Annotated in this window: 9 protein-coding genes; 5 read left to right on the top strand and 4 right to left on the bottom strand. The window is 43.2% G+C overall.

Going from position 1 to position 11604, the window contains the following annotated elements; all coding sequences use genetic code 11:
* Positions 1–2: 2 nt before the first annotated feature.
* The 3 genes from sstT (at position 3) to H3V00_RS06960 (ending at position 3453) form a co-directional block, all read left to right on the top strand.
* The gene (sstT, locus tag H3V00_RS06970) at positions 3–1238 is read left to right on the top strand and encodes a serine/threonine transporter SstT (protein WP_025331653.1); all 1236 of its coding nucleotides are present in this window, start codon (positions 3–5) and stop codon (positions 1236–1238) included.
* A 131-nt stretch (positions 1239–1369) separates the two neighbouring features.
* Positions 1370–2365 carry an LLM class flavin-dependent oxidoreductase gene (locus H3V00_RS06965; protein WP_232335955.1) on the top strand — a complete coding sequence of 332 codons (996 nt, stop codon included), beginning with the start codon at positions 1370–1372 and terminating at the stop codon, positions 2363–2365.
* A gap of 191 nt (positions 2366–2556) precedes the next feature.
* A complete protein-coding gene (locus H3V00_RS06960) occupies positions 2557–3453 on the top strand; it encodes a glycosyl transferase (protein ID WP_198207270.1) in 897 nt (298 codons plus the stop codon).
* 112 nt (positions 3454–3565) lie between these two features.
* Here the strand turns inward: H3V00_RS06960 and H3V00_RS06955 are convergent, their stop codons facing one another.
* Positions 3566–5746 carry a primosomal protein N' gene (locus H3V00_RS06955; RefSeq protein WP_198207490.1) on the bottom strand — a complete coding sequence of 727 codons (2181 nt, stop codon included), beginning with the start codon at positions 5744–5746 and terminating at the stop codon, positions 3566–3568.
* A gap of 253 nt (positions 5747–5999) precedes the next feature.
* Between H3V00_RS06955 and pyrB the strand changes: the two genes are divergently transcribed.
* Entirely contained in the window at positions 6000–6941 is a 942-nt protein-coding gene (gene pyrB, locus H3V00_RS06950; protein ID WP_084554665.1) for an aspartate carbamoyltransferase, read from the top strand.
* 6 nt (positions 6942–6947) lie between these two features.
* Complete coding sequence (gene pyrI, locus H3V00_RS06945; protein ID WP_025331648.1) at positions 6948–7406, top strand: aspartate carbamoyltransferase regulatory subunit; 459 nt, start codon at positions 6948–6950, stop codon at positions 7404–7406.
* Positions 7407–7430: 24 nt separating this feature from the next.
* Here the strand turns inward: pyrI and fghA are convergent, their stop codons facing one another.
* From fghA to H3V00_RS06930, 3 genes are all read right to left on the bottom strand, one after another.
* The gene (gene fghA / locus H3V00_RS06940) at positions 7431–8264 is read right to left on the bottom strand and encodes an S-formylglutathione hydrolase (protein WP_198207488.1); all 834 of its coding nucleotides are present in this window, start codon (positions 8262–8264) and stop codon (positions 7431–7433) included.
* Positions 8265–8354: 90 nt separating this feature from the next.
* Entirely contained in the window at positions 8355–9464 is a 1110-nt protein-coding gene (locus H3V00_RS06935; protein WP_198207268.1) for an S-(hydroxymethyl)glutathione dehydrogenase/class III alcohol dehydrogenase, read from the bottom strand.
* Between the two features lie 434 nt (positions 9465–9898).
* Positions 9899–11146, bottom strand: a complete 1248-nt coding sequence (locus H3V00_RS06930; RefSeq protein WP_198207266.1) for a condensation domain-containing protein — start codon at positions 11144–11146, stop codon at positions 9899–9901.
* Positions 11147–11604: the final 458 nt, after the last annotated feature.

The following is an 11604-nucleotide window of genomic DNA, read 5'->3' as shown; positions in this document are numbered from 1 at the left end:
GAATGAAGAAGCTTTTATGGGTATTATTTAAGAGTAATCTGATTGTACGCATGCTGATATGTATGATTATCGGCGCGTTTATTGCGGCGTTTTTACCGCAGTACGGGGTGAAACTGGAATTTCTGGGTAAGGTATTTATTCAGGCTTTACGTGCAGCTGCTCCGATACTGGTTTTTGTGTTAGTTATATCTTCTATTGTTAATAATAAATTTGATAATGTTTCCAGTATTAAGTCAGTAGCCTGGTTATATGCTGTTACTGTTCTGATTTCTGCAGTGCTGGCTTCTACGGTAAGTTTTTTATATCCGCTTCATTTGGTGATGGATGTACCGCCGATATCTGAAAAACCGCCGGAAGGTGTGGCAGAAATTCTTATGAATATTGTGCTCAAGTTTGTGGATAATCCGGTTGATGCACTGGCAACCGGTAATTTTCTGAGTATTCTGGCATGGTCAACAGCATTGGGTATTGCATTACGCCAGAGTAGTGAGGCAACGAAATCGGTGATTAAAAACTGGTCAGATGCCACTATCTGGGTGGTTCGCCTTGTTGTGGCTATTGCTCCTTATGGTGTACTTGGTTTGGTTGCTTCTCACTTTACGAGTGATGGTTTGGCTAAGCTGAAGAATTATCTTGAGCTGATTGGTGTATTACTGGGTCTGATGGTGTTTGTGGCACTGGTAATTAATCCGCTGATTGTATTTTTGAATTTTCGTAAAAATCCATATCCGCTGGTGTTTACCTGTTTGCGTTATAGTGGAATTACAGCGTTTTTTACCCGTAGTTCAGCAGCGAATATTCCGGTAAATATCCGTCTGGCTCAGCGTATGCAATTGCCGGAAGAAATTTATTCGCTGTCTATTCCTCTGGGTGTGACAATGAGTATGAATGGAGCGGCTATCACGATTACGACGATGACGATGGCTACTGTGCATACTTTAGGTCTGGATGTGAGCTTTATTCAGACATTGTTGCTAAGTATTCTGGCAACGGTATGTGCTCTTGGTGCTTCCGGTGTGCCCGGTGGTTCGCTGCTACTGATTCCGGTAGCATGCAGTATGTTTGGTATTGATCCGGCTATATCCGCTCAGGTGGTAGCAATCGGGTTCGTTATCAGTGAAATTCAGGACTCAGCTGAAACAGTTTTGAATTCTTCTAGCGATATGCTGTTTACCTCTGTGGTGTCACTCAAACAGCAGGGAAGAGATCCGAGTAAAATTGAGTTACTGCCGGAATAAGCCTGTATCATGATTGTGTATAGGCCGCTGTATAATTTATGCAGCGGTTTTTTATACGCGGGCAGAGTATTCGTTTTCTGCGCATAGGACGAATTTAATTTATATCTGTTTTTCTTCAATGTGAGGAATTTATGGCTATTCCTGTTTCTATACTGAATCTGGTACCACGTCGGGATAAAGGTACTGCGGCGGCGGCTATACAGGATATGTTGCGTCTGGCACAGGCTGCTGAACAGTCAGGTTTTGTGCGTTACTGGATCGCAGAACATCATAATATGCCGATGGTTATCAGCTCTGCCACTCAGGTATTAATTGGTCATACACTGGCACATACTCATAAGATAAGGGTAGGCAGCGGCGGAGTAATGCTGCCTAATCACAGTCCGTTAATGGTTGCAGAACAGTATGGCACTTTAGCAACCATTTATCCGCACCGGCTTGATTTGGGACTGGGGCGTGCACCCGGTACTGACAGGGTAACAGCTGCAGCTTTGCGTCGGCAGTTAAATGATGTTTCATTACAGTTTGCTGATGATGTGGTGCAGTTGCAGCGTTATCTGGGTGATGAGAATTGTCAGGGAATAGTAAAGGCCTATCCGGGTATTGGTACACATATTCCGCTCTATATACTTGGCTCCAGTACGGATAGTGCTTATCTGGCAGCCAAAATGGGGTTGCCATACGTTTTTGCTGCACATTTTGCACCGCGTTTTCTGGAAGAGGCCGCAGCGATTTACCGGGAACGTTTTCAGCCTTCTGCTCAGCTGAGTAAGCCTTTTTTTATGCTGTGTTTAAATGTTGTTGCTGCGGCAACGGATGAAGAGGCTCGTTTCCTGCAAACTACGCAGTTTCAATCGGTATTGGGACTGGTTCGCAATAGTCGGGCGCCGTTACAGCCACCTGTACCACATATGCACGGTTTATGGACTGCTGAGGAGGAAACTTATGTGCGTAACTTTACTGCCTGCACATTACTGGGTGCTCCTGATACTATTCGTCAGCAGCTGGAGGAATATCGCCTGCGCTTACAGCCGGATGAAGTAATGGCTGTGAGTTATATTTATGATATGGATAAATTACTTGAGTCTTATTATATTTTTAAGAGTGTGGCAGATATTGTCGGCTAATCTGTTAACTTGCCCATATTAAAACGAATTAATACCTGATAATAGGTATCTACCGGTCTGATATTTATAAATTTAATTGGAATTATTTGTTTCATATCAAATATTACTTGATTAATATTATCATTTTTACTGGTATTTTTGCGGTAAGATTACAATTATCTTTATAACGTAAGCAAATCGGGAGTATATGCATGAGCAACGATGTAATTAAGGTCTTTGTGGGTTGTGACCCGAATAACTGTGATCTGGAACAGATGATGGTGGTGGATTACAGCATCCATAAACATACATCGCGGCCAGTGGAAATTATCTGGATGCAGTTAAGTCATGACCCGGAAAGCCCCTGGTACTCTGATCCGCAGTCTGGTGCCGGCTGGCATACTGAAAAATGGGCAACACCGTTTTCAGGTTTCCGCTGGGGTATTCCTGCTGCCTGCAATTATGAAGGCCGGGCTATTTATATGGATGCAGATATGATTATTCTGGCTGATTTAGCCGAACTTTGGGAGCATCCTATTGAAGGTGAAGCAATTGTTGCTGCCAAGGAAGTGCATGATCATGCCAAGGGCAAACGCTTTACCCGCTTGTGTACTTGTGTCTGGGATTGTGCGAAAGCTAAAGCTAAATTGCCGGAACAGGCTACGCTGCGTGCTGACCCTGATTCGCATAAGAAAATGATGGCTAAGTTTAAAGAGCATCCTGAATGGGTACAGGCTTATACAGCTGCATGGAATTGTGTCGATGGTGAAGGTATGCCGATCGAGCAGATGAAAATTTTGCATTATTCGGATATGGGTACCCAATTTAGTCATAAGTATTCAATCCCGCGTTTGTCTGCAGCTGGTCAGAAACATTGGTTTGATAGTGATATTCTGCCTCATCCGCGTAAAGATCTGGTTGAGCTGTTTGACCAGTACTATCAGGAAGCTCTGGATGCCGGCTATAAGCTGGAAAATTATGCTGTGGAACCTTTTGGTGCTTTCCCTAAGGAATCTCAAGTAGGTTATGATGGCAATGAAGTTACTCGCCAGAAAAAACAAAAATCATTACTTTCACGTGTTTGGCATAGTCTGCGTGGGCGCGAATAAGTTATTAATTAAATCTGATTACTGGTCATCTGCCAATCTGGCTGATGACCAGTTTTTTGTTACTGATAGGAATAAAAATGAATGTATGCTTATAATTCAAATGGCATCATAATTACATTTCCAGCGGATCTACATCAATCAGCCAGCGTGTGTGCGGGCTGGTTTTTTCCAGATGCAGTAGCCAGCTTTGCCATATTGTAATGCTGTGATGTAATTCGCGCCGGTTATGGCTTTCCAGAAAGACCTGTGCCCGTTCATAGCCGGCCAGCCGTGCCATTAACATTGGTACTGGTCCGAAAATACTGACACTGGACGGTAAAGACTGTTGCTGTCCGATACCCTGTAATGCCTGTCGTAGGAGTTCCTGTGCTTCACGCATGGTTCTGGCGTCAGCACGAATAGCTGCCATATAGCTGAAAGGTGGCATGCCCAGTTCCTGTCTTTCCGTCAGTTCTGCTGTTGCAAAAGTAATATAATTTTGTGTAGCCAGCGCCTGATAAACTTTGTGTTCGGGTTGTCTGGTTTGTACCCAGACTTCGCCGCTGCATTCTGCTCTGCCAGCACGGCCGCTTACTTGCATCAATTCGGCAAACAAGCGTTCTGGTGCGCGAAAGTCCGCACTGTAAAGACTGTTATCTGCATTTAAAACAACAACCAGATTCAATTGCGGAAAATCATGGCCTTTGGCCAGCATCTGGGTGCCGATCAGAATATCTACCTGCCGGTTAATGATTTTACTGTAAATGTCATACCAATCCTGCCGGTGTGCGGTACTGTCGCGGTCTACCCGCAGAATGCGTGCCTTGGGTAACAGATATTGCAGGTTTTCTTCTATGCGTTGTGTTCCTTGCCCGACAGCTGTTAAATCCTGATTACCGCATTCCGGGCAACAATGTGGAATACGCTGGTGAAAATCACAGTGATGACAGCGCAGCTGACCGGCATGCTGATGTAAAACCATCTTGGCCGAGCAGTTAGGGCAGCCGAAAGTATGCCCGCAGGCGGCGCAGAATAAAGCCGGAGCAAAGCCGCGACGGTTCAGATAGACCATACTTAAGCCACCATTGGCAAAATTGGTCTGTAATTTTTGTTTGATAATATCGCTCAAACCATTATCCAGTGGTAACCGGCGAATATCTACCAGATGAATTTGCGGTAATTGAGCACTGATATGGGCGCGTTCGCTTAATTGCAGTAGTTGATAATCTTTTTGCTGGGCTTTATACCAGCTTTCCAGAGATGGAGTGGCACTGCCCAGTACAATAGGACATCCTGCCTGCTGCGCACGCCACATAGCCAGATCCCGCGCCTGATAACGCAGTTCGCTTTCCTGCTTGAATGAGTAATCATGTTCTTCATCGACTACAATTAATCCCAGATTATGCATGGGAGTAAAAACAGCCAGTCGGGTGCCAATGATCAAAGCCGCCTGTCCGAGTGCCGCCTGAAGATAATTAGTTGTCCGTTGTCCGGCAGCAGTCTGACTGTGCAGCAGAGCAGTAATAGTATGTGGAAATCGCTGGCGCACACGCTGCAACAATTGCGGGGTCAGATTGATTTCGGGCAGCAGAAATAAAACCTGTTTGCCCTGCTGCAATATTTTGGCCATGATGTCGAAATAAACTTCTGTTTTGCCGCTGCCTGTAATGCCATATAACAGAAACGGAGCAAACTGGCCGAATTTATTCTGTACTGTTGTACTGGCAAGCAGTTGTTGCTGATTAAGCTGATGCCGGCTTTCCGGAATGCTGCCGCAGGTCGGAACTGAAGTAGTCTGTATCCAGCCTTGTAGCTGCCACTGATTAAGATAATGTGCAGCCTGTGAATGTATGGTCTTAAGTTGTTGTAATGTAGCAGATGTTGCTTGCAGATGTTGCCATAATGCATTTTGTTTGTGAAAGCGTGCCGGTGGAGGAGGCTGTTCACGCCCCAGAGCATTTAACGTGTAAATCACTTCCGGTAGGGGTAGTTGCACGACTTCAGGCTGACGCAGTCCTTTCGGCAGCGCCGCCATTACTGCCTGCCCGAGAGGGTAGTGATAATAGCGGGCAGTAAAACTGAGTAATGTGCGCCAGTCTTCAGGCAATTGCCATTCATCAGAAAGCACTGATTCTATTGGTCGTATTTTGCTGATATCAATTTCCGGTTCTACATTACTTTCCCATACTATGGCGGCCACCAGACGTTTGCGGAAGCGTACTGCTACCCGTGTACCGGCGGGCAGGGCTGTGGTATGGGCATAGGTAAGCAGTGAATACAGGGGCACATTCAGTGCCAGTTGATGGTAAATCAATGTAAGCAGAAATAAAAAAGGCAATGAAATGCTGATTGTAACTCAATTTGGTCAGCTTTTATCATTGCGCTGTTTATGCGATAATTTATATTAATTTATTATTACGGGAATAATAGCGTGATGCAGATACTGGCAGCAGATGTTCAAGATTGTCTGGAACAGGTATTACATCAGTACAGCTAATTTCCGTAAGATTTTACCCGTTTGAAGACGGGTTTTTTTGTGCCTATTGATAAATGCTGAAGGTTAAATTATGGCTAATCCGCTGTATCGGCAACATTTCATTTCTATTAATGATTTATCTACTGCGCAGTTGGAATTTTTGCTGGCGCTCGCTTTACAGTTAAAACAGCAGCCTCAGGCTGATTTATTAGACGGACGTTTAATTGGTTCGTGTTTTTTTGAACCGTCTACACGAACCCGTTTGTCATTTGAAACTGCTATCCAGCGGCTGGGCGGTAAAGTTATTGGTTTTGCTGATGGTGCCAATACCAGTGCCAAGAAGGGAGAAACGCTTGCTGATACCGCCAGAATTATCAGTAATTATGCAGATGCAATTGTAATGCGTCATCCGAAAGATGGTGCAGCCCGGGTAGTCAGTGAGTTTGCCCGGGTGCCTGTTATCAATGCAGGAGACGGTACGAATCAGCACCCGTCGCAGACATTGCTGGATTTAGTCACCATTTATGAAACGCAGGGGCATTTACAGAATCTTAAAATTGCTTTAGTTGGTGATTTGAAATACGGCCGTACTGTACATTCACTGGCGCAGGCTCTCAGTCGCTGGGGGTGTGAATTTATTTTTGTGTCTCCGCCAACTCTGGCAATGCCTGCTTATATCTGTGAGCAGCTGGATGATAATGGCGTACATTACCGGACTTCTGGCAGTCTCGAAGAAGCATTGGCCTGGGCAGATATTCTGTATATGACGCGTATTCAGCGTGAGCGGTTCGATGAACAGGAGTTTGCCAGAATCAGTGGTCATTTTAATTTGTGTGCGGCTATGCTCGGGCAGGCTAAACCGAATATGCGTATTTTGCATCCTTTACCGCGTGTGGATGAAATCCATGCAGATGTCGATGACAGTATTCATGCTTATTATTTTCAGCAGGCCAATAATGGTATGTATGCGCGGCAGGCTATTCTGGCGGCGATTCTGAATGAACATATTGATATAGTTGTAGCAAAAGGATAAACAATGATGAATCAGACCAGACTGAGTGTTGAGGCAATAAAAGATGGTACTGTGATTGATCACATCCCGGTAGGGCAGGGGCTGACTATTTTGCGCCAGTTTAAATTGCTGCATTCCGGTGATGCTGTTACGGTAGGGTTTAATCTGAGCAGTAAATCCACCGGCAGCAAGGATATTATTAAAATTTCCGGTCAGTATCTTGATGATGCTGCGGCTAACCGTTTGGCTTTGTTCGCGCCGCAGGCTACAGTTAATGATATTGAAAATTTTCGGGTAGTGCGCAAACGTACACTGACTTTGCCGGAAAGTATCAGTGAAGTGTTTCGTTGTCCGAACAGCAATTGTGCCAGCCATGGAGAACCGGTAAAGAGCCATTTTTCTGTTCGGGTGAGCCATGGCGAAACCCGTTTATGCTGTCATTACTGCGAAAAAACGTTTGCGCGCGAATCCGTGATTGAAGCTTAGCTGTTAATTTACCGGTCTGGTGATTTATAGTCCGAATGCTTCGGCATGAAAGCTGATATGGCTTTCTATAAATGTACTGACAAAATAATAGCTATGATCATAGTTTTCACGCAGATGATACCGAATGTTAATGCCTTTGGCTTTGGCTGCCTGAACGAAATCCTGTGGATTTAATTGCTCAGGATAGTATTCATCCATGCTTCCCTGATCGATAAGAACTGGTAATGAAAACGGATACCGGCTGATCAGTTCGGTACTGTCATATGCAGCCCAGTCTTGCTGATTGGTTCCCAGATAGGTTGAGAATGCTGCCTGACTCCATGATCCGGCTACCGGATGGGCGATAGGAGCAAATGCCGATACAGCAACGTAGCGCTGAGGGTTTTTCAGGGCAATCATCAGCGCACCATGACCACCCATACTGTGGCCGCATAAACTGCGCTGTTCGTTGACCGAAAAATGTTTTTCGATAAGTTCGGGCAGTTCTGTGACCACATAATCATACATCTGGTAATGCTGAGCCCATGGCTGCCGGGTAGCATTAAGATAAAAACCGGCTCCCTGTCCCAGATAGTGAACATCTGCATCAGCTACATCAGTACCGCGCGGACTGGTATCCGGCATAACCAGAACAATACCCCATTCAGCAGCAAAACGCTGTGCACCACTTTTCATCGAAAAATTTTCATCAGTACAGGTGAGCCCGCTCAGACAATACAGTACAGGCAGCCGGTAGCCTTGTAAGGCACGTGACGGAAGATAGACAGAAAATGTCATGTCACATTGATTGGAGTGACTGTAATGCCGGTAACGTCGTTGTTCGCCGTTAAACAGTTTATGGGTGGTCAGCAGAGTAATTTCAGCCATTTTAAAGGATCCGTATTGAGTTTATAACATGATGAAATACAGGTAATTACATTAATAATGTGTATGCACATACGCATATCATTAATAATAAATGACTGTACGAATTGATTCGCCGGTATGCATCAGCTCGAATGCCTGGTTAATATCAGTCAGCGGCAATGTATGAGTAATAAATGGTGTCAACTCGATTTTACCCTGCATGGCTTCTTCCACCATCTGCGGCAGTTGTGAGCGTCCTTTAACCCCACCGAAAGCAGATCCTTTCCATACCCGTCCGGTAACCAGCTGAAAAGGGCGTGTGGCTATTTCCTGACCGGCACCGGCGACACCGATAATAATGCTTTGTCCCCAGCCCCGATGAGCGCATTCCAAAGCAGCACGCATCACTTCTACATTACCGATACACTCAAAACTATGATCTACGCCCCATTCAGTCAGACCAATAATTACCTGTTGTATAGGTTCCTGATAATCGTTCGGATTAATACATTCTGTGGCACCAAAATGTCTGGCAAGGGCAAATTTAGCCGGATTGGTATCAACAGCAATAATTCGTCCGGCTCCGGCCTGTCGTGCCCCCTGTACTACAGCCAGCCCGATACCACCCAGCCCGAATACGGCAACAGTATCACCTGCCTGTACTTTAGCAGTATTGTGTACTGCACCAATACCGGTAGTGACTCCGCAGCCTAGCAGACAAACCTGATCATGTCTGGCTTCAGGATTGATTTTAGCCAGAGAGACCTCTGCCACGACAGTATATTCGCTGAAAGTTGAACAACCCATATAATGGTAAATTGGTTTTCCCTGATAGGAAAAACGTGTTGTACCGTCAGGCATCAGCCCCTTACCCTGTGTTGCTCTTACTGCGGTACACAGGTTGGTTTTACCCGAACAGCAAAACAAACACTTTCCGCATTCGGCGGTATACAAGGGAATAACATGATCACCGGGTTTGACAGAAGTGACGCCTTCACCAACTTCTACCACAATACCGGCACCTTCGTGCCCCAGAATAACCGGAAATACACCTTCAGGATCATCGCCCGACAAAGTAAATGCATCAGTATGGCAAACACCGGTATGGGTAATCTTTACCAGTACTTCACCAGCCTTGGGCGGAGCAACGTCTACTTCAACAATTTGTAATGCTTCTCCCGGAGCAAAGGCAACTGCGGCACGAGATTTCATACTCTATCCTCTGAATTAATAAGCACATGTATTCGGCTAACATAACGGGATTGCAGCAATAAATCAATTGTCAGATTCTTAATTGCCAGTCTGGTAGTCTGAATATGAGACCAGAAAAGCTGTGCAGAATAAATATTATGAGTATAAGAATCTGATTTATATTGATATTTTAATAAATTTTATTTGTATGCCAGTATGGATAGTATATTTGTATGTATAAATAAAATTATTAACCGGAAAGCGCCACTATCAAACTTAATCTATCGATAGTGGCGCTGACTGATATGCAAGCATAAAAATCAGCCCGAAATGCTTGGTTTCCTTATTATAAAATGCTGATAGCGTACTCATTATCTTTAAAACAAGGATTTTCCGAGCCAAATGCAGCAATTGCAGCTATATTTTGAGCATTTAATTTATTGATTTTTAAATGCTCAATACTCTTTTATGGCGAAATTTGTTAGCTGTCTGGCAATTCTCTCCATCAACTGGCTGATAATTTTACGTTGTAATATTTTGGTGTAATAAGAAAGGCAAAGTATCAGGCAGCCATTAAGAAAAGCCAGATGAAAGGTAGCAGTCAGAGTGCCGCTGTTCATATTGGCTCCGGTACGAAAGTTATGCAGCTTGAAGTTTGGCGGTACGGTTATTTTGTTAATCCGGCCATTATTGGTATATATAAAAACCAAATCTTTTTGCAGATTTTGTAACGTTATCGGTGACAGCATTTTATTTGCTGCAACTGTTGCTTTGGCATCCAGAATATCTTGTTTAATTTGCTGTGCACTGGTGTAAATATCTCCGGAAATGGTGGTTATTGCCTGCTGAATTAAGCAGGTAAAGCTGTCTTCTATGTTGAGTATAGGATGACAGTTAATCGCAGTTAATATGGGAAATGAATCCAGCTTAAAAAAATCTGTATTGGTCTGTTGAATCAGGGCAGTCAATAATGAATTCATGGTCAGATTATGTCTGCTCGCTATAGAGCTTAATTTTTCAACAGTTTCTGCTTCAATTATGGCCGTATAGCTTGCTGTTTGGATTTCTTTGGCAGGATTACTCCACATTTTTACAGCTTGTTGATAATCAGAATAACTGTGTCCTGTCTTATTTGCAGAACTAAAACCTGCATTTTCCAGGGATATATTTCGGTCAATAGTTTTATCAGAAAAATTTTGTGCAGACAGACGTAATATTTCAGAAAAAATCTTCAGACCGGCTGTGGCGTCTGCAATGACGTGAGCCAGTGTCAGTATCAGTAAGTGGCGATTAAAATTATCCTGACTCAGCATGGTCAATCTGCATAATTGCTGATGGATATCTAACGGATTATTTACCTCTCTTTCCAGCAATTCATCAAAACAGCGAACATCATTTGAGGGTAATTCCGGTACGGTAATGACGGTGAATATTATGGGAAAAGATAAAGAGGATTTAACCAGATGCCATTGACTTTCCTGTAGAAGAATTTTGGAGGCTAGCGCCTCATATTGCTTTTGGATAATTTGTAAAGCCTGTTCTACTCTGCTCGGTTCCAGTTTACCTTCAACCTCCAGAATTAAAGTAAATTGTGTTGTTCCTGAAAAATTAGTATGCAAATTTGCCATACCACTTTCCAGTCTGTTCAGGGGGCGGATAAAATTTAACGCCTCTGATTGAATATCAGAGATCTGAGTGCTCATTTTTTATTTCCTTTATATTGACTTAAATAAGTTCAGAAAAGCGATTAATAATTTTTTGTTAAAAAAGAAATCGATAGGAAAACACAAATTTAAAATAAGGTAAGTCTAATAATGTTACTTTATTTATTTTTTAAATCTTATTTTATTTTATGGATAATTTGCTATTAAAGTATTGTATATATGGATATATTTTACATTTTATTGGAATGATAATGCCTATTAAGCAACACTATTAATAATATATAAATTAAATAAATTTATCTGTAATAGACCAATTATTCATTAACATTAAAAACGACGTAAGCACGCATATCTGGTAAGTAATAAGACTGTACGGTTTTTCAGCAGAATTGATAGACATTTTAATATTATTTTTTTAGCGGATTTCCGTATATATTTTACTTTCCCGGTCATACTGGCTATTACTGTACAGGCAATAAAAATTTGATTTACTGTTT

It is taken from the genome of Snodgrassella sp. W6238H11 (genome assembly GCF_016100525.1).
GTDB lineage: Bacteria > Pseudomonadota > Gammaproteobacteria > Burkholderiales > Neisseriaceae > Snodgrassella > Snodgrassella alvi.
This window is presented reverse-complemented; position numbering and strand designations above follow the sequence as displayed.

Excerpts from the sequence above, each read along its gene's own strand:
- sstT (WP_025331653.1), top strand. The coding sequence starts at position 3 with ATGAAGAAGCTTTTATGGGTATTATTTAAGAGTAATCTGATTGTACGC.
- H3V00_RS06965 (WP_232335955.1), top strand. The coding sequence starts at position 1,370 with ATGGCTATTCCTGTTTCTATACTGAATCTGGTACCACGTCGGGATAAA.
- H3V00_RS06960 (WP_198207270.1), top strand. The coding sequence starts at position 2,557 with ATGAGCAACGATGTAATTAAGGTCTTTGTGGGTTGTGACCCGAATAAC.
- pyrB (WP_084554665.1), top strand. The coding sequence starts at position 6,000 with ATGGCTAATCCGCTGTATCGGCAACATTTCATTTCTATTAATGATTTA.
- pyrI (WP_025331648.1), top strand. The coding sequence starts at position 6,948 with ATGAATCAGACCAGACTGAGTGTTGAGGCAATAAAAGATGGTACTGTG.
- H3V00_RS06935 (WP_198207268.1), bottom strand. The coding sequence starts at position 9,464 with ATGAAATCTCGTGCCGCAGTTGCCTTTGCTCCGGGAGAAGCATTACAA.
- H3V00_RS06930 (WP_198207266.1), bottom strand. The coding sequence starts at position 11,146 with ATGAGCACTCAGATCTCTGATATTCAATCAGAGGCGTTAAATTTTATC.